Here is a 17,918-nt window from a genome sequence, read left to right as displayed (position 1 = left end):
CTCGGAGCGGGCGAGCTCCGAGTCGTCGTCGAACGATGCGATCGTCTCCTCATGTCGCCGGGCCGTCGCGGAGTACGCCCCGCACGGTGTCGAGCCGGACGCCCGGGTCGAACTCCTGTAGCCACCAGGTCGCGCCGGCGTTCGCGTACGGCTCGGGGTCGGTGCCGGAGGGCAGGCTGACGGCGATGTCGTAGGCGGCCATGTCGCCGTGGCGCAGCTCGGTGAGGGTGCCGACGACCTCGGCGAGCTGGTCGGGGTGCTCGATATTGACCGGGAAGAAGCCGTCGAGCCGGGCGGCCCGGCGCATCGGCTTGACGTTGCCGGGGAATCCGGCGGCCCACACCGGCACGCCGGGCCGCTGAACCGGCCGCGGCAGGAACGTGATGTCGTCGATGGTGTAGTGCTCGCCGCGGTGGTGCACCGGCTCGCCGGACCAGGCGGCGGCCAGGATCGCCAGGGTCTCGTCGAGCATCTGCCCGCGCCGCCGGTCCTCGAGCTGCTCGCCGGTCTTGGACAGCTCGCCGCCGAACCGGTCGCTGCCGATGCCGACGCCGAGGGTGAGGCGGCCGTCGCTGAGCAGGTCCAGCGCCGCGGTCTCCCGCGCGACCTTGGCCGGCCGGCGGCGGGGGAGCGCCGACACCATGGGGCCGAGCCGCAGCCGCCCGGTCGCGGTCGCGATCGCCGCCAGCGTGATCCACGGGTCGGCGACCTGGCGGACCGGCGCCCGCCAGCACAGGTGATCCCACACGAAGCAGCCGTCCCACCCGGCTTCCTCCGCGTCGGCGGCGAGACGCGCGATCACCCGTGGGTCGGCGAGGTCGTCGAAGAGCGGAAGCCACAGGGCCGACCGAAGCCGGTTCATCGGCGGTCACCTTCCGTGTGCCGCACCAGGGCCGGTACGAAGTCGTCCCACACCGGCCTGGGCAGGTCGTGTCCGGCCCTCTTGAGGACCAGCAGCTCCGCACCGGGGACCGCGTCGCGCAGCGCCTTGCCGTGCGGCAGCGGCAGGAGTGGGTCGTGGTCGCCGTGGACCACGAGCGTCGGCGCCGTGATGTCGCCGAAGCCGCCTCGGGCCGGCCCGTCGACCTCGATGGCGTAGTGGTTGACCAGAGTCGACGCGTAGCTCCTGGCGCGCGCCACGTCACGTTCGACCAACGCCCGGATCGCGGCCTCGTCGAAGTACGGCGAGCCACCGGCGTACGCCCTCGCGCCGGCGAGCACGTACTCGACGACCGCGGCCGTGTCGGAGGAATCCGGCTCGGCCGGCATGGCCAGGCCGCTCGAGGGCGGCGGCAGGTCGTCGGCCCCGGTCGAGGTCGAGACGAACGTCAGCGACGCGACCCGATCGGGATGGTCCACTCCGAGGATGAGTCCGGTCCCGCCGAACATCGATTGACAGACCACATGGGCGCGCTCGATGCCCAAGGCGTCCTGGATGCCGAGCACGTCCCGGGTCAGGTCGGTGAACGAGTACGCCGGCTGTCCCGGCGGGTAGCAGGTCGAGCGACCGGTGTCCCGATGGTCGTACCGGACCACGAACCGATCACGGGCGGCGATCTGTTCGCACAGTTCGGCGTCCCACCACAGCATCGAGGCAGCCGACCCGGCGACCAGCATGATCGCCGGGGTCGCGCGGTCGCCGAAGGTCTCGACACACAGCTCGACGCCGTCGATGTTGAGGAGTTGTTCGCCGTGGGATTGATGAATTGCCATGCCTGGCACGCTAAAGCCCGCGACTCCACCGCGAAAAGCGATGATTTACGATCGATTCGATCGCTCACGGCGATGGGCGCTGCGACGCCGGACCTCGCGACCGACGTCGAGTTGCGCCACCTGGCGGCGCTGGCCGCCATCGCCGAGGAGGGCTCGTTCGGCCGGGCGGTCCCAGGCCAGTACGGCTCACCCCACCCGGCTCCGTGGTCCTGGGCCAGGGTCGCGAACTGCTGGCGACAGCGGCGGCACTGGCCGACGGCCGGATCGACATCGGCACGTTCCAGAGCGTGTCCAACGTGATCCTGCCGACGGTCGTACGCCGGGCTGCGAGGAGGAATAGTCAAGACTTGTGGATCGGCTGTCACGGCTCGAGCGACGCCGCTGCTGGGTGACTCGCGGCAGACCTGGACGGGTTCGCGCTGACGGTGCCGGCCCTACATCCCACCGCGGTCAAACCGGCAACCATGCTGATCTGGGCCGAGCCTGTTTCGGGTCGGCTCGAGCCCTGCTAACGGTGGCGCTGTGTTGCAAGCGGCGAGCCCAGCTTCATGGCGCCTCACCGGTGTGTTCATGGATCGCGTGGACGATGGTTTTCCAGTCGGTCCGCTCGACGCCGCGCCGCGGTCGCGGTCGCGGCCGTCATGACCGACCTGCCTGCCGCTCGCGCAGGGATCCAGCGACGGCTTGCTGCGCCAAGAAGAGGAGGAGCCCGGTAGAGAGGGCGGTGGCGCCCAGCCAGAATCTGCCGGTGTCCTCCAGCAGTGCCGTTCCGACCACCGGGCCGAGGGTGATGCCGAGGCTCCAGGTGCTCGAAGCGATGCCCATGTATCCGCCGCGCAGATCGGGCGGCGCCAAGTCAGCGAACGTGGCGCCGAACTGGACCGCCATCCCGACCTGCGCGAGGGTGAGGATGAGGACCGCGGCGGCATAGCCGGCGCTGCCCTGAGCCACGGTGGCCAGACCGCCGCCCAGCCCCGCCAACAGCATCGAGGTGGCGAGTACGGTCCCGCGGTCGCGATGCGCCAGCACAACGGCGGCCAGCGGCTGAAGGATGACGATGGCGAGGCCGTTGAGGGCGAGCACGGCGCCGTACGTGGCCGGGCCGTGCCCCTGCGCCGTCATCAGCAGCGGCAGCGTGGCGAACGCCTGCATGAGCAGCGTGAAGTAGGCCACGTGGATCAGAGCCATGGTGACCATCAGGCGGTCGCCGAGCAACGCCGGGAGCAGCGCACGTCGAGGGTGGCTCGAGGTCGAGCGGGTCTCCGGCACCGCAGCCACCACGATCAACGCCGCGGCCAGCATGGCGACGGCGTTCAACCAGAACAGCAGGCCGTAGCCCCGACTTGCCAAGACCCCGGCAGCCGTTGCGGCGATGGCGTACCCGAGGTTCGCTGCCCAGTAGAGGAGGCTGTACGCCCGCACCCGCTGTTCAGGCGGAAGGTCCGCCACGGCCGCCGAGCCGGCCGGGCGGAAGAGCCCCGCGGTCAGGCCGTAGCCGACTGCCGCGGCCCAGATGACCGGCGTCGTGTCGGCCGATCCCAGGGCGGCCAGCGCGATGGACGTCCCCAGGAACCCCAGGAGCATCGTCTGTCGACGCCCGACCCGGTCCCCGAGCCATCCCCCCAGCAATTGCGACCCGAAGTCGCCGATGCCCACAGCCGCCACCACGGCACCGGCCGCCGTCGGAGCCATCCCCTGCTCCTGGGTCAGGTACAGCACAAGCATCGGCTGCACGAACGCGCCGGCTCTGGCAACGAGATGGACCGCCCCCAGGGTCCACGCCAGGGCTGGCAGCCCGAACGGTGGCCGGCGTGTGTGGTTCCCAGTACCGGCGTCGACTCTTGCTGTCGAGACTGTCATGCCGTCGACGCTACGAGCGATGAGTGATCGAGAAAAGCGAATGTTTTCGATCGAATCCATCGCGATGTGCTATACATGCACTCATGGCCAAGCTCGACCTGCGGCAGCTGGCGACGATGATCGCGATCGCCGAGGAGGGGACGTTCTCCCGAGCGGCGAACAGGCTGGGCTACACCCAGTCGAGCGTGAGCCAGCACATCGCATCGCTGGAGAAGACCCTTGGCGGCCCGGTGTTTGACCGGCCCGGTGGCCCAAGGCCGGTGCGGATAACCCCTCTCGGAGCCGTGGTGCTCGAGCAAGGCAGGGAACTGCTCTCCAAGGCCGAAGCGCTGGGACACGCCGTTGATCGATTCAAGGCCGGCGATGGCCGAATCGACGTCGGCACCCTGCAGAGCGTCTCCAACGTGATCCTTCCCACCGTGCTGCGCCGCCTTCGGGACGAGCATCCCAACTGCGAGATCAGGCTCTCGGAAGCGGAACCGGACGAGGCACAGATCGGCGATCTCGACGTCTTGTTCTACGACGGACCGATCAGCGACGAAGCGGAACACGTCCTGCTGATGGAGGACCCCTACCTGGTAGTGGCGCATCCAGGAGACCTGCCGGCCGGCCCCGTGCCCGCGAAGAAGCTGGACGGGAAGGCGATGGTGGCCTGGCCGGCGACCTGTGACCAGCCCAGATTGGAGAAGTCCCTGGCGCACGCGGGCGCACAGCCGCGCATCGTGTTCCGCTCAGCGGGCAACGAAACGATCCTGTCGATGGTGCGCGCCGGCATGGGGCTCGCCGTTCTGCCCTGGCTTGCGATTCACCACGTCGTGTGCCGCGACTGTGGCGCGATTCATGGACCAGAAGGCTGGCCAGATCTGCAGGTTCACGAGCTTGACCCCGCACCCACCCGCGAGATCTACCTTCACTGGCCCCCCGGACGCGGCGATCAGTCGCCGCTCGCGGCCCGCACCATCGAGATCGCCGTCGAAGTCTCGCGCGAGCTGGCTCAGCAGGCTCCACCAGCCCGAACCTAACCCGGGAACCAGCTGCTTCGGCGGTGACGGAGCACACCTTCACCCGGGGTCTGGCGTCACCCTCTGCCACCACCGAAAGTGATACAGGGCCGAAGGCTGTACAGACCCGGGCGTCGGGCAGCTGATAATGCGTTGTCAGCCTCAGCTCAGCTGCGAGAGCATCCGACGCATGGAAGCGCCAGCTGTATCGGTGCGGGTAGATTCGCCATCGGCTACTGGCTTCATTCTCGTTGGACTGGTCGCGGGCTTGCCACGATGGCGGCCGCGGCTCTTGTCAGCCAGGGTTTTCAGCTGGTGGGGATCGACCGGATCGAAATCCATCACGATGCTGCCAACCTTGCCAGCGGAGGGGTGGCCTTCCGGCTGGGATTCACCGAGGTCGAGCGCGGACAAGCTCCTGAAGGGCCGGTCGCCCCCGGGGAAGTGGGATTGATGTCGTCTGGCGGATGACCGCCGACCAGTGGAAGGCCAGAGTGGCTGAGCGAGCGAGCTGAACGAGGGCAACCGAGTGCCTTCTCTTGGGGCCCTGTCCCCTGTTGGGTCTGTGCGGGCTGCGAGCCACCGGGACGGTCGGTCGGGTGGTCAGCCGGCCTTGGCGGGTTCTTCGGCTCGGGCGCGGGTGCCAGTTGCCGGTGTCACCTAGCAGTATCCGTCTTCTGCGGTCTGGAAACACGAACAGCCAGGCGGTCAGCCAACCTCGGGCAGGACCGCCGCCATCGCGTGGCGCGCCTTGCGGTGGGGCAACGGGAAGATGATCTTCAAGCCCTGCTCGCTGCCCGGCGGGAAGATGATGAAGGACGAGTTGAGCAGGCGCTCCTTGATCGTCGAGCGAACCAGACCGGCGAGCGGAATCATCATCCGGAGATCCCCCGGCCATTCATTTTCCCCCCTCGTCCCAAAAATGAATATACGACGGCCGGTCATCGCCACATAGAAGGGAGCGCGCCTCGGGATCACGGTCAGTGTCCCGAAGCTGAGGAGCGTGGAGACCGTCGTCGACGCCACCAGCCTGGCCACTGAGACGGTGCTCAGGTTTACGATGGCCGTAACCTCAACCCGCTCGCCAGGTTCGAGCATGGGGCCGACGGCCTCGAACAGCAGCCTGCGGCGCTTTGCGAGCATAGTTCTGCTCCTGACGGTTGGCGTGAATGAGACGAACAGCCCCGTCGGCCTGTGGCCGAACGGCCTTGACCCGGGCAGAGACCCGGGCAGAAGGCCGGCCATCATCACGGCGCCGAGTAAGCGCCGCTCCCTGGTCCGGTGGTGTCAGTTCTCATCGATATTATCCGACGCCATGATGGCCGCAGCCGAGGAACTCGGCCTCGGCTGCATCGGCTGGTCCGGGAGCGGCAACACCGACCGATCCTGGACATGGTGCTCAACGTCGACCCGCGCAGATCACCGACTGGGGCGAGCGCGGCGCCGGCGGCGGCACGTCCTGAGCCGTCCTGACCCAGCCCGGCCGTCCTCCGGCAGGGCCGGGCCGATCAGCCGGCCCCGCCGGGAGCCGCCAGCAGCCCGTCCAGCAGGTCGTTGCGGAACTTCCCCTCCGGGTCGTGCTCCGCCGCCAGCCGCGTGAAGTCCGCCAGGCGCTCGTACCGCGCGGCCACCACCCCCGCCCCGGCCGTGGTCACCTTCCCCCAGTGCGGCCGGGCCCCCAGCGGCAGCAGCCGCTCCTCGACCGCCGCCAGCACCGGCGTCACCGCCTCGGCGTCCTTCACCCACGTGAAGTGGAACGCCACCGAGTCCCGCCCGTACGCCGGGCTCAGCCACAGCTCGTCGGCCGCGATCGTCCGCACCTCCGAGACCTGCAGCACGCCCGCGAACGCCGGACCCAGCCCCCGCAGCGCCGCGAACGCCTCCGCCGCCGCCCCCCGCGGCAGGAACAGCTCCGACTGCAGCTCCTCGCCGCGGCTCGGCGTGAACTCCGGCCGGAAGTGCGGCAGCCGCTCGTGCCACGGCCCCGGAACGCCGAGCTGCTCCGTGCAGAACTCCGCGGGCATCCCCGGCACCGGATGCCACGGCTCCCGCTCCAGGCCCCCGCCCTGCCAGCCCTCGCCCGGGTGCCCGGCGCCCTCCCGGTCGGTCCGCCGCTTGAGCACGATGTTCGCCCGCCCGCCGTGCCAGTCGGTGAAGACGCTGACGCTGTACGCCGCGCCCGCCACCTCGCCGACGAAGCGCTCGCCCAGCCCCTCCAGCGGCACCCCGCCGTACACCCACTGCGCCACCTCGAACGCCGGCTCGATCTCCAGCGTCACCCCGGTCACCACCCCCAGCGCGCCGAGGCTGACGACCGCGCCCGCGAAGCCCTCGTCTCCGGGCCCGAGCCTCGCGGGATCCCCCTCCGGCCCGACGATCTCCAGCCCCGCCACCGCCGAGGCCAGGCCCTTCAGCCTGTTCCCCGAGCCGTGCGTGCCCGTCGCGACCGAGCCCGCCACCGAGATGTGCGGCAGCGAGGCCATGTTCGCCAGCGCGAACCCGGCCGCATGCAACGCCGCCGCCACCTCGGCGTACCGCATCCCGGCGCCGACCGTCACGCGCCGCGCGCCCGCGTCGATCTCGATCCGGCGCGGCAGCCCGTCCACCAGCACCAGGTCCCCGCCGGTGTCCGCGAGGCGGTTGAACGAGTGCCCGCTCCCCAGCGCCCGCACCCGCTCGGCCCCGGCCACGATCCGCCGCAGCTCGTCCACGCTCGCCGGCCGGTGCACGCGCTCCGCGCCGAAGGTGATGTTGCCTGCCCAGTTGTGCGCGGGCGCGCTGATCGTCGTCATGCGCTGACCGTAGTACGAGCCCGGGAGCGCGAACAGATGCGTTGCTCTCGGCAACCCGCCGCCTCCGCTGGGCCAGTCCGCGATTGGGCGGCCGTTCGCGGGGGAAGAGCGAGGCACGTGCGCTGGAAGACCCACGGTCAGCGGCGGATCTACGCCGACCCCTGGCTGAACCTGGACCTCGTCGACGTCGAGCAGCCGGACGGGCGTCGCTACGAACATCACGTCGTGCGCCTGCGGAACCTCGCCGTCGCGGCCGTGGTCAACGACCGCCGAGAGGTCCTGATGATGTGGCGGCACCGGTTCGTCACGGACGCATGGGCATGGGAGCTGCCCATGGGGCTCATCGAGGACGGGGAGTCCCCCGAGCAGGCGGCGGCCCGCGAGGCCGAGGAGGAGACCGGCTGGCGGCCGGGCCGCATGCGGCCGCTGGTCTACGCCGAGCCGGCGAACGGCATCACGGACGCGCGACACCACGTGTTCCGCGCGGACGGCGCCACCCACGTCGGCCCTCCCACGGAGCGCAACGAGTCGGACCGGATCGAGTGGGTGCCGCTGACGTCGGTACGCGACATGATCGACGGCCGCGAGGTCGTCAGCGGTGCGTCGCTCGTCGGTCTGCTGTACCTGCTGCTGGACGAGGTCAGCCGCCCCTGAGCGTGGACAAGTGGTACGGCACGTCGTGGTCGGGGACTTGAGGGTCCAGCGGATCGAGGGAAGGGCGGGCGGCGGTCATGGACGATCGTCTGGCCTGAGGGCACGCTCCACAGGGAGGCGGACGGGTTCCTGCGTGAACATGAGGGCTCGGGACGGCGGCGCCCGGTGCACCACCGCGAACGCCTCGATTCTGACGGGGCGTTGAGTCGCCCCATCGACGTCCCCCCGCCTCCTCCGGATTGATACCTGAGGTCACGCGCGGCCAGCCAGGCGCAACGTTGGCGTGTCAGGATGCAGGTGTGACGAGGGAACACGAGCTCGTGGCGCATCGCCACGCGAAGCCGAAGGGTATAGGCAGCGGCCGCTGTTGACCGGTCGCCGGTGACCGCCGCGTCGCCACCCTCCCCTCCCGACCCCCGTCCTCTCCCACCCCGCCGCCCCGCGCCGCAGTGTGCCCGCACCCGCGTGAGGTCCGGCATCGCATCCGCGCCCTCCTCCCAGGAGTATCCGTTGAATTCAGCAGTGAGATCTGCCCTGCCGCGCCGCCGCCGCGCCCTGGCCACCGCCGCGCTGGCGCTGACCGGCGTGGCCGTCGCGCCCCTCACCCCGGCCGTCGCCTCTTCCGATCACCGCCCGCGCCAGGGCACCGGCGTGGCCCTCGAGTGGTACGACGTCACGGCCGAGACCATCGCCGCCGCTCCTGCCACGACCCAGGTCACCAACAGCCGCACCTGGGCCATCTCCTGGCTCGCCGCCGCGCGCGCCCTCGACGGCGGCCGCCAGTCGCCCGACTACCAGGACGCGGCGCTGGCCGGGGCCGTCCACCACGCCCTCACCTCCCTCGTCCCGGACCGTGCCGACGAGCTCGACGCCGCGCTGGAGGGCACGCTCGAGCGCATCCCGGACGGTCCGGCCGAGGACCAGGGCCTAGCCGCCGGCGAGGCCGAGGCACAGGCGGTGCTGGCCGACCGCGAGGGCGACGGGCTCGATCCGGCGTCGGTCAACGTGGAGTTCTCCGTGCCCGAGCCCGCGCCCGGCGTATGGCAGCCCACCCCGCCCGACCACGGCCCGCCGCTCCAGGCCGGCACCCGGAACGCCCGCCCCTTCCTCCTGAACGCCGCCGACCAGTACCGCCCCGGGCCGCCGCCCGCGCCCGGCTCCGAGGCAGCCCTCGCCGACCTGGCGGAGGTGCGCGAGTACGGGGCCGCCGACAGCACCGCGCGCACCGAGGAGCAGACCGAGGTCGCCCAGTTCTGGTACGGCTCCTCCCTCACCCTCTACACCGAGCCGCTGCGCGTCGCCCTGTCCCGTGCGGGGGAGTCCGGGGATCCCCTGACCGACCGGGCGAGGCTGGTGGCGCTCTTCCACGTCGCGCTGGTGGACACCGCGATCGCCACCTCCGACACCAAGTACGCCTATCTCGCCTGGCGTCCCGTCACCGCGATCCGCGCACAGGACGACCCGGAGTGGACCCCGCTTCACACCACGCCCTCGCACCCTGACTACCCCAGCGGCCACAACACCTACTCCGGCGCCGCGGAAGGCGTTCTGACCGCCCTGACCGGCGAGCTGACCGAGCCCTTCGACCTGACGAGCCCGACCGCCCCCGGCGTCACCCGCACCTTCACCAGCTGGCGCCAGCTGACGACGGAGAACATCGACGCCCGCGTCTACTCCGGCATCCACACCAGGACCGCCGACGAGGTGGGCGTCCAACTCGGCCTGGACGTGGCGCAACACACCCTCAGAAACGTGCGGCTGCTGTTCGACGAGTAGCACCGGGCGGCGTTCCTGCCCCCGCCCCGCCGCCTCCCCGCAAGCTCGTCCGGCGGGACGGGGGCAGGCCATCGCGGCAGGTCATCTCGTATGGCGGGCGCGCGTTGACGGGCCACACCGTACGTGCTTCCATGCGATACATGCCTGGTGCACAGACCCTGACACGCCGCCGCTGCGTGGACTTCGTCCGCGTCGCGGCCGCGATGTGTCGGGCCTGACGCCGGCCGGCCGCCGCTGAGCCACGCTCCCGGCCGTCTCCCACCCCGGGATCCACACCATCCACCTCAGTACCCACGCGTTTACCGGGCACCTTCCGGAGCTCCACCAGTGTCCAGGGGCGTCGCCGTGCCGCCGTGTGCGCCCCATGCCATCACCGCGAGCCGGGCTCGCCGTCGCCCACCTCCTCAACGGAACCCCGCCGCCCCGCCACGGCCTGCTCTGAACGGAGACGCACATCGTGACCCTCACCTTCCACTGGTTCCTGCCGACCAACGGCGACAGCCGCCACGTCGTCGGTGGCGGCCACGGCACGCCGGTCACATCCGCCGGGGGAGACCGTCCTCCGACCGTGGGCTATCTCTCGCAGATCGCCCGCGCCGCCGAGCAGCTCGGCTTCACCGGCGCGCTGACCCCCACCGGAGCCTGGTGCGAGGACGCCTGGCTGACGACCGCCATGGTCGCCCAGCACGCCGAACGCCTGAAGTTCCTCGTCGCCTTCCGCCCCGGCTTCGTCTCGCCCACCCTGGCCGCACAGATGGCCGCCACCTACCAGCGCCAGACCGGCGGGCGGCTGCTGCTGAACGTCGTCACCGGCGGCGAGAGCCGCGAGCAGCGCGCCTACGGCGACTTCCTCGACAAGGACGCCCGCTACGCCCGCACCAACGAGTTCCTGCACATCGTGCGCGAGCTGTGGCGCGGCAGGACCGTCGGCCTGGTCGGCGACCACCTGCGGGTCGAGGCGGCCCAGCTGACCCGGCTGCCCGACCCGGTGCCCGAGGTGTACTTCGGTGGCTCCTCACCCGCCGCGCTCGGTGTCGCCGCACGCCACAGCGATGTCTATCTCACGTGGGGCGAGCCGCCCTCCCAGGTCGCCGAGAAGATCGCCCGGGTCCGCGCCCTTGCCGAGGCGGAGGGCCGCACCCTGCGGTTCGGCATCCGGCTCCACGTCATCAACCGCGACACGACGGAGGAGGCGTGGGCCGAGGCCCGGCGGCTGCTGGCCGGCTTCGACGCGGAGACCGTCCGCAGCGTGCAGGAGGGGCTGGGCCGCAGCGAGTCGGAGGGGCAGCGGCGGATGCTGGCGTTGCACGGCGGCGGGCGGGACCGGCTTGAGGTCCACCCGGGGCTGTGGGCGGGGATCGGCCTGGTGCGCGGTGGCGCGGGCACGGCATTGGTCGGCAGCCACGATGAGGTCGCCGACCTCATCGCCGAGTACCACCAGTTGGGCATTGAGGAGTTCGTTCTCTCCGGCTACCCGCACCTGGAGGCCGCCTACTGGTTCGGCGAGGGCGTGCTGCCGCTGCTGAAGCGCCGGGGCCTGTGGCAGCCCCCGGCGGACGTCCCCGTCCACCAGTCGGTCGAGGCGCCGTTCGCCGCCACCTCCGCCACCCCGGCCGTGCCCGCCGGGCGGACCTGACGGCCGGCATCGCCGCTCCACCATCGAGCTCCCCACGAGAGGTCAACCGCTCCCATGGCAACCATCCTGTCCGTCTCCGGCAGCCCGTCCGCCACCTCCCGCACCTCCCGCCTGCTCCGGCACCTGGACTCCCGGCTCGCCGCCCAGGGCCACGATGTCGTGCCGCTGGACGTCCGCACCCTGCCACCCGAGGCCCTCACCGGCGGCGACCCCCGGCATCCCGCCATCGTCGAGGCCGCCGGACTGGTGGCATGGGCCGCCGGCCTGGTCATTGGCACCCCCATCTACAAGGCCGCCTACTCGGGGCTGCTCAAGTCCCTGCTCGACCTGCTGCCGCAGGGCGCCTTCGCGGGCAAGACCGTGCTGCCGCTGGCCACCGGCGGCACCACCGCGCACGTGCTGGCCGTCGACTACGCGCTGCGCCCGGTGCTCTCCGCCCTCGGCGCCACGCACGTCACTCCCGGCTGGTTCGTGCTCGACCGCGACCTGGGCACCACCGAGGACGGCTCCCTCACCATCGAGCCCGCCACGGCCGGCCCTCTGGAACGCGTCGTCGATCAGTTCTCCGCCGCACTCGACCACGCGGCCCCGGTGGCGGTCCAGGTGCGTTGACGTACTGACCACGAGCGCTGTCGACCGGCGTGCGGGGGCGCCGAGGCGCTAGGAGACGCCCGCCTTCGCCTCCCCGGCGCGCGGCCGGTGGGCGGGACCCGTGTCCGCCGCGCCGTCGGTGATCTCGAAGCTCGTGGCCGCGTCGTACGCCGCGCGGTCCAGGATCTTCTCCCGTGCCGCCACGATCACCGGAACGGTCGCCTGTCCGGCGACGTTGGTCGCGGTCCTGATCATGTCCAGGATGGGGTCGATGGCCAGGAGCAGGCCGACGCCCTCCAGGGGGAGGCCCAGGGTGGACAGGGTCAGGGTCGTGATGACCGTGGCGTTGGTCAGGCCGGCTGTGGCGGCGGAGCCGATCACCGAGACGAAGACGATGAGCAGGTACTCCCTCAGTCCCAGGTCGACGCCGAAAATCTCCGCGACGAAGATCGCGGCCAGAGCCGGGTAGATCGCGGCGCAGCCGTCCATCTTCGTCGTCGCGCCGAACGGAACGGCGAACGAGCCGTACTCGTGCGGGACGCCGAGGCGCTCGGTGACCTTCTGGGTGACCGGCAGGGTGCCGACCGAGGAGCGGGAGACGAAGGCGAGCTGGATGGCCGGCCAGGCGGCGCGGTAGAACTGGAGGGGGTTGACCCCGGCGGCCAGGCGCAGCAGCAGCGGGTAGACGCCCAGCAGCACCAGCGCGCAGCCCACGTACACGTCCACCGTGAAGGTCGCGTAGTCGCCGAGCAGGTCCCAGCCGTACTCGTTGATCGCGCGTCCGATGAGGCCGACGGTGCCCAGCGGGGCGAGCCGGATGATCCACCACAGGGCCTTCTGGAGAAGCGCGAGCGCGGTTTCGCCGAAGGTGATCAGCGGGGTGGCGCGGACGCCGAGTTGCAGGGCGGCGATGCCGGTGACGGCGGCGAGGAAGACGATCTGGAGGACGTTCAGCTCGGTGAAGGGGCTGACGACGTCGGTGGGGATGATGCCGGTGAGGAAGTCAAGCCAGGAGCCCTCGGCGTCCGGCGGCGCGCCGTCCGCCGGGGTCAGGCCGGTGCCGGCGCCGGGATCGGTGAGCAGGCCGATGCCGATGCCGATGGCGACGGCGATCAGCGAGGTCGCCAGGAACCACAGCAGGGTGCGGCCGGCCAGCCGCGCGGCGTTGGACACCCCGCGCAGCCGGGTGATCGAGACCGCGATGGCGAGGAAGACGAGCGGGCCGACGGCCAGGCGCAGGAGCTGGACGAAGGTGTCGGCGATCTCCTCAAGGGTGCGGCCGAGCCAGTCGACGTTCCAGGTGCGGGCGATCCAGCCCAGCAGCGCGCCGAGCGCGAGGCCCGTCAGGATCTGGGCCCAGAACGGCGGCAGGGGTATCCGTATCCGCCGAGCAGACGTAGGGGAAGACACAGGCACACTCCGGTGAGGGGTGGGTCAGGGGTGGGTCAGGGAGGCGCGCGGGCTGCCACCGCCGCGTACATGACAGGAACACAACGCCGGGCCTGGAGGGCGTCACGCCAGTGCGCGCATGACAGGCCGGGTGACGCCCACCACGCGCGGCGAGACGGCGGCCGGGGCCCGGGTCAGGGCAGAGCCGTTACGCCCGCGGCCGCCGCCTCGCGGGCGTAACGGCTCGGCGGCCGGGGGAGCCCGTAGTGCTCGCGCAGGGTGGTGCCGGTGTACTCGGTGCGGAACAGGCCTCGCCGCCGGAGGATCGGCACCACGTGGTCGGCGAAGAGGTCGAAGCCGCCGGTCAGCCACGGCGGCATGATGTTGAAGCCGTCCGCCGCCCCGTTCTCGAACCACTCCTGGATCTGGTCGGCGACATGCTCCGGCGTGCCCGCCACCACGCGGTGGCCGCGGGCCCCGGCGAGGCGGTGCAGCAGCTGGCGGACGGTGGGCCGCTCCCGGTCGATGATGTCGAGGATCAGCTGGAAGCGGCTCCCGAGGGCGCGTTCCCCCGAGTTCTCGATGAGCTCGCGCGGCACCGGCCGGTCCAGGTCGGCCACGTCGAGACGCATCCCGAGCAGGCGGTGGAGCAGGTCGAGGGAGTAGGCGGGCTGGGTCAGCTCGTTGAACTCCTCGTGCAGCGCGCGCGCCTCGGCCTCGGTGGACCCGATGAACGGGCTGATGCCCGGCAGGATCAGCACCCCGTCGGGGTCGCGGCCTTCCACGGCGGCGCGGCGTTTGATGTCGGCGTAGAACTCCTGGGCGCTGCCGAGGGTCTGGTGGGCGGTGAAGACCGCCTCGGCGTAGCGGGCCGCGAAGGACCGGCCGTCCTCGGAGGAGCCCGCCTGCACGTAGACGGGGCGGCCCTGGGGGGTGCGCGGGGTGTTGAGCGGGCCGCGCACCTTCAGGTGGCGCCCGGTGTGGTCGATGGTGTGGATCCGGTCGGTGTCGGCGAAGACGCCGGAGGCCGGGTCGTTGACCAGCGCCCCGTCCTCCCAGGAGTCCCACAGCGCGGACACCACGTCCAGGAACTCGCGGGCGCGGTCGTAGCGTTCGGCGTGCACGGGGTGGGCGTCGAGGCCGAAGTTCCGCGCCGCCTGCGGGGCGCCGGTGGTGACGATGTTCCAGCCGGCCCGGCCCCCGCTGAGGTGGTCCAGGGAGGCGAAGAGCCGGGCCAGGTTGTACGGCTCGGTGTAGGTGGTCGAGGCGGTGGCGATCAGCCCGATGCGCTCGGTGACGGCGGCGATCGCGGACAGCCAGGTGAACGGCTCCAAGCGGAACCGGCTGGCGTAGCGCACGTTGTCCGGCAGCGAGGGACCGTCTGCGAGGAAGACGCCGTCGAGGGCGGCGGCCTCGGCGCGGCGGGCGATCTCCTGGTAGTAGGTGATGTCCATGATCCGCTCGGGCCGGGAGGCGGGGTGGCGCCAGGCAGCCTCGTGGTGGCCGCCGGGATAGATGAAGAGGTTGAGGCGGAGCTGTCGGTGGTCGCGGGTCATGCTTCTTCAGTCCTTCTGGGCGACGGGATCGGGGGCGGCGTCGGCGGCGTCGGCGAGCGGATCGACGCCGAGCTGGGAGAGCAGCCGGGCGCGCAGGGCGGCGTACGCCGGGTCGCCGGGAGTGCGCGGGGCAGGCAGCTCGACCCGCAGGTCGGCGCCGATGCGCCCCCGGTCGAGCACCACCACCCGGTCGGCCAGCGCGATGGCCTCGTCCACGTCGTGGGTCACCAGCAGCACCGCCGGCCGGTGGCGTTCGCACAGCCGCCGCAGCAGGGCGTGCATCCGGATCCGGGTCAGGGCGTCGAGCGCGCCGAACGGCTCGTCGGCCAGGAGGAGGGCCGGGTCGCGCACGAGGGAGCGGGCGAGTGCGACCCGCTGCTGCTCGCCGCCGGACAGCTCGACGGGCCAGGCGCGCTCACGGCCCGCCAGGCCCACCTCGGCGAGCGCGATGCGGCCCCGGTCGGCGGCGTCGGACCCGGTGAGGCCGAGCACGACGTTGTCCAGCACCCGCTTCCACGGCAGCAGCCGGGCGTCCTGGAAGACGACGGAGATGCGGTCGGGGGCGGCGAGTTCGTCGAAGCCGGTGACCTCGTAGTCGAGGCCGGCCAGCACCCGCAGCAGGGTGCTCTTGCCGGAGCCGCTGCGGCCGATCAGCGCGACGAACTCCCCCTGGGCGATGGTCAGGTCGAGTTTGTCCAGCACCACGCGGTCCCCGAAGGACCGCACCAGGCCGGAGATCCGGACGGCGGAGGTCGTGGAGTCGCCGGAGAGATTCAGTCCGCCAGGATGCGTCGCCACGACAGCGCCCTCCTCTCCGCCAGCCGCACCAGCCCGTCGGAGCCCAGGCCCAGCAGCCCGTAGAGCACGAGGCCGACGATGATGACATCGGTCTGCCCGTAGGTGCGTGCCAGCTCCATCATGTAGCCGATGCCGCTGGTGGCGTTGACCTGTTCGACGACGACCAGGGACAGCCAGGCCGACGTCACCGCGAACCGCATCCCCAGGAGGAAGCCCGGCAGCGCGCCGGGCAGCACCACGTGCCGCAGGAACCGGGCGCGGCTGAGCCGCACCGCCTCGGCGAGCTCGACGTAGCGGCCGTCGATCGTGCGCAGGCCGTTGTGGGTGTGGATGTAGACGGGGACCAGCACCGACAGGGCGATGGTGATGACCTTCATCGACTCGCCGATGCCGAACCACAGGATCAGCAGGGGGATCATCGCCAGCGCCGGGATGGACCGCTTGATCTGCACCGGGCCGTCGATCACGCCCTCGCCGAACCGGCTCAGGCCCGCGACCACGGCCAGCACCAGGCCGGCGCCGGTGCCGAACGCCAGCCCGAGCAGGGCGCGTTCGGCGGAGGTCCACAGGTTCTCCTGGAGCCGGCCGTCCTCGATCAGCTCGGCCGCCGTGGCGACCACGTCCCAGGGCGCGGTGAGGTTGCGCTCGTCGATCCAGCCGGTGGCCGAGCCGACGGACCAGACGACCAGCAGCAGCACCGGGCCGATGGCCCAGCCGAAGGGGATGGCCCGGCCCGGCCCGAGCCGGCGCCGGCCGCGCCGTGGCGTCGCGGCCGGCGCGCCGCCGGGGGTGGTCGCCGCCGTCGGCTCCTGGCCCTGCGGCCGGGACACCGAGGCGACGCGGGCGGGCCGCCGTCCGGAGATTCCGGTGCTCATCACGCTCCCCCCGTCCCGTCGTCCTCCGCGATGGCGTCCGCGGCGACGGACTCGAAGCGTCGGTCGAAGAGCGTCTCGGCGTCGAAGGACTCGTTGCCGGTCGCCTCGGCGAGCAGCTCGATGGTCTCCTGCTGGCGTTCAATGGCGCCGGACCAGTCGGCGGGGATGTCCGGATCGCCGTTCAGCTCGACCAGGTACTCGCCGTCCTCGCGAGACAGGCCCTGGTCCTCCACGTAGTAGCCCTCGATCCACTCCTCGGGGTGTTCGTTGATCCAGATCTGCGCCCGGGCCCACACCTGGACGAACTCCCGCACGGCGGCCGCCTTCTCCGGATCCGCGACCGTGGAGGTGGGCACCCACAGGTGACCCGGGTCGTCGCGCAGCCCGTGCTTGATGGTCGTGCCACCGTCCGGCCCGTACAGGTCCAGGTAACGCCGGATGTTGACCGAGCCGATCGGGGCCGCGTCGACCTCGCCGTTGCCCAGCGCGGTCGGGTACACGTCGGCTGTGCTCGGCATCTCGACCAGTTCCACGTCGTCGCGGGTGAGCCCGGCCTCTTGGAGGATGCGCAGCACCAAGACGCCCTGGGCCTGGCCCGGGCTGTAGGCGATGCGCTTGCCGCGCAGGTCCTCCAGGGCCCGGATGTCCGCCCCCGGCGCGATGCCCAGCTCGTAGATGGGGTTGCTGACCGGGTCCTTGCGGAACACCGCCGCGACGAGCCTGGTGTCCAGGCCGGTCCAGTGGGCGTGGATCGAGGGGATCTCGGCGGACGAGCAGACGTCCAGCTCACTGGCGCGGAACGCCTCGGAGCACTGGGGCCCGCCCGAGAGCTCGGCCCATTCGACGTCGAAGCTCAGCTCGTTGATCAGCCCCGACAGCCTGAGGGCGACCTCGATCTCCGGCGTTCCGATCGTCAGCTTCGTGTCGGGGTCAACGGACTCGGGTATCTCGGCCTCGGCGAGTTCGGCGCCACTGACGGCCTCCTCCTCGCCGGCGCAGCCGCTCAGGAGGAGGGAAACGGCCAGGACGCCCACGGCCGCGGGGCGTCTCGTCGCGAAACGGGCAGGGGAAAAGAGGGCAGCAAAGCCAAAGGTGGGCATGCGTCATTCCAGGAATTGATCGGGCTTTCCCAGGAGCGGAGAAAGGATGCGCCTAAGAGAGGGAGTATCGCTGTGGGAAACGTTGGAGAACGTCGAGGATCAGCGACAGATGGCGGTGGCGACGCGCAGCAGGTCGACCGCGCGTCGCTGGAAGAACCGGCCTGAGGTGCGCATAGC

17 protein-coding genes are annotated in these 17,918 nt (G+C 71.5%); 6 read left to right on the top strand and 11 right to left on the bottom strand.

From position 1 onward, the window contains the following. Window positions 1–49 precede the first annotated feature (49 nt). The 3 genes from ACTWQH_RS23705 to ACTWQH_RS23695 all read right to left on the bottom strand — a co-directional run bounded on the left by ACTWQH_RS23705 (window position 50) and on the right by ACTWQH_RS23695 (window position 3,633). Window positions 50–862, bottom strand: a complete 813-nt coding sequence (locus ACTWQH_RS23705) for an LLM class flavin-dependent oxidoreductase (protein WP_443288733.1) — start codon at window positions 860–862, stop codon at window positions 50–52. Next, window positions 859–1,713, bottom strand: coding sequence for an alpha/beta fold hydrolase (locus ACTWQH_RS23700; protein ID WP_443288731.1), 855 nt, complete (start codon window positions 1,711–1,713; stop codon window positions 859–861). Before ACTWQH_RS23700 ends, ACTWQH_RS23705 begins: the two co-directional genes overlap by 4 nt. A gap of 639 nt (window positions 1,714–2,352) precedes the next feature. Then, window positions 2,353–3,633: an MFS transporter gene (locus tag ACTWQH_RS23695; RefSeq protein ID WP_443288730.1), complete on the bottom strand. Its 1,281-nt coding sequence runs from the start codon at window positions 3,631–3,633 to the stop codon at window positions 2,353–2,355. A 23-nt stretch (window positions 3,634–3,656) separates the two neighbouring features. On the opposite strand from ACTWQH_RS23695, the gene ACTWQH_RS23690 reads away from it, so the two are divergent. Together ACTWQH_RS23690 and ACTWQH_RS23685 are read left to right on the top strand one after the other, a co-directional pair. Next, window positions 3,657–4,595: a LysR family transcriptional regulator gene (locus ACTWQH_RS23690; RefSeq protein WP_443288729.1), complete on the top strand. Its 939-nt coding sequence runs from the start codon at window positions 3,657–3,659 to the stop codon at window positions 4,593–4,595. A gap of 78 nt (window positions 4,596–4,673) precedes the next feature. Beyond that, entirely contained in the window at window positions 4,674–5,045 is a 372-nt protein-coding gene (locus ACTWQH_RS23685) for a GNAT family N-acetyltransferase (protein WP_443288728.1), read from the top strand. Between the two features lie 237 nt (window positions 5,046–5,282). On the opposite strand, the gene ACTWQH_RS23680 is transcribed toward ACTWQH_RS23685, so the two are convergent. Further along, window positions 5,283–5,717: a hypothetical protein gene (locus tag ACTWQH_RS23680; RefSeq protein ID WP_443288727.1), complete on the bottom strand. Its 435-nt coding sequence runs from the start codon at window positions 5,715–5,717 to the stop codon at window positions 5,283–5,285. A 365-nt stretch (window positions 5,718–6,082) separates the two neighbouring features. Next, window positions 6,083–7,366, bottom strand: a complete 1,284-nt coding sequence (locus ACTWQH_RS23675) for an FAD-binding protein (RefSeq protein WP_443288726.1) — start codon at window positions 7,364–7,366, stop codon at window positions 6,083–6,085. Between the two features lie 117 nt (window positions 7,367–7,483). Here ACTWQH_RS23675 and ACTWQH_RS23670 point away from each other — a divergent pair, with 117 nt between their 5' ends. The 4 genes from ACTWQH_RS23670 to ssuE all read left to right on the top strand — a co-directional run bounded on the left by ACTWQH_RS23670 (window position 7,484) and on the right by ssuE (window position 12,044). Then, entirely contained in the window at window positions 7,484–8,020 is a 537-nt protein-coding gene (locus ACTWQH_RS23670; protein ID WP_443288725.1) for an NUDIX domain-containing protein, read from the top strand. Window positions 8,021–8,542: 522 nt separating this feature from the next. Next, window positions 8,543–9,796, top strand: a complete 1,254-nt coding sequence (locus ACTWQH_RS23665) for a vanadium-dependent haloperoxidase (RefSeq protein ID WP_443288724.1) — start codon at window positions 8,543–8,545, stop codon at window positions 9,794–9,796. Window positions 9,797–10,253: 457 nt separating this feature from the next. Further along, window positions 10,254–11,432 (top strand): LLM class flavin-dependent oxidoreductase, encoded by a 1,179-nt coding sequence (locus ACTWQH_RS23660; protein WP_443288723.1) that lies wholly within the window; start codon window positions 10,254–10,256, stop codon window positions 11,430–11,432. A gap of 54 nt (window positions 11,433–11,486) precedes the next feature. Next, on the top strand, window positions 11,487–12,044 hold the full coding sequence (gene ssuE / locus ACTWQH_RS23655) for an NADPH-dependent FMN reductase (RefSeq protein ID WP_443288722.1): 558 nt from the start codon (window positions 11,487–11,489) through the stop codon (window positions 12,042–12,044). 48 nt (window positions 12,045–12,092) lie between these two features. Here ssuE and ACTWQH_RS23650 read toward each other — a convergent pair whose 3' ends face one another. The 6 genes from ACTWQH_RS23650 to ACTWQH_RS23625 all read right to left on the bottom strand — a co-directional run bounded on the left by ACTWQH_RS23650 (window position 12,093) and on the right by ACTWQH_RS23625 (window position 17,915). Next, a complete protein-coding gene (locus tag ACTWQH_RS23650; RefSeq protein WP_443288721.1) occupies window positions 12,093–13,433 on the bottom strand; it encodes a dicarboxylate/amino acid:cation symporter in 1,341 nt (446 codons plus the stop codon). Window positions 13,434–13,606: 173 nt separating this feature from the next. Next, window positions 13,607–14,968 (bottom strand): LLM class flavin-dependent oxidoreductase, encoded by a 1,362-nt coding sequence (locus ACTWQH_RS23645; RefSeq protein ID WP_443288720.1) that lies wholly within the window; start codon window positions 14,966–14,968, stop codon window positions 13,607–13,609. Window positions 14,969–14,974: 6 nt separating this feature from the next. Then, window positions 14,975–15,766, bottom strand: a complete 792-nt coding sequence (locus ACTWQH_RS23640; RefSeq protein WP_443288719.1) for an ABC transporter ATP-binding protein — start codon at window positions 15,764–15,766, stop codon at window positions 14,975–14,977. Beyond that, window positions 15,742–16,641, bottom strand: a complete 900-nt coding sequence (locus ACTWQH_RS23635) for an ABC transporter permease (RefSeq protein WP_443288718.1) — start codon at window positions 16,639–16,641, stop codon at window positions 15,742–15,744. The genes ACTWQH_RS23640 and ACTWQH_RS23635 overlap by 25 nt, the downstream gene beginning before the upstream one ends. Then, the gene (locus ACTWQH_RS23630; RefSeq protein ID WP_443288717.1) at window positions 16,641–17,675 is read right to left on the bottom strand and encodes an ABC transporter substrate-binding protein; all 1,035 of its coding nucleotides are present in this window, start codon (window positions 17,673–17,675) and stop codon (window positions 16,641–16,643) included. The genes ACTWQH_RS23635 and ACTWQH_RS23630 overlap by 1 nt, the downstream gene beginning before the upstream one ends. A gap of 165 nt (window positions 17,676–17,840) precedes the next feature. Further along, window positions 17,841–17,915 carry a putative leader peptide gene (locus ACTWQH_RS23625; protein WP_443288749.1) on the bottom strand — a complete coding sequence of 25 codons (75 nt, stop codon included), beginning with the start codon at window positions 17,913–17,915 and terminating at the stop codon, window positions 17,841–17,843. Between the last annotated feature and the right edge of the window lie 3 nt (window positions 17,916–17,918).

The organism is Streptomyces sp. 6N223, assembly GCF_052246635.1.
Taxonomy (GTDB): Bacteria; Actinomycetota; Actinomycetes; order Streptomycetales; family Streptomycetaceae; genus Streptomyces.
Note: the sequence above shows the minus strand (reverse complement) of the source record. Positions and strands in the feature narration are given on the sequence as shown.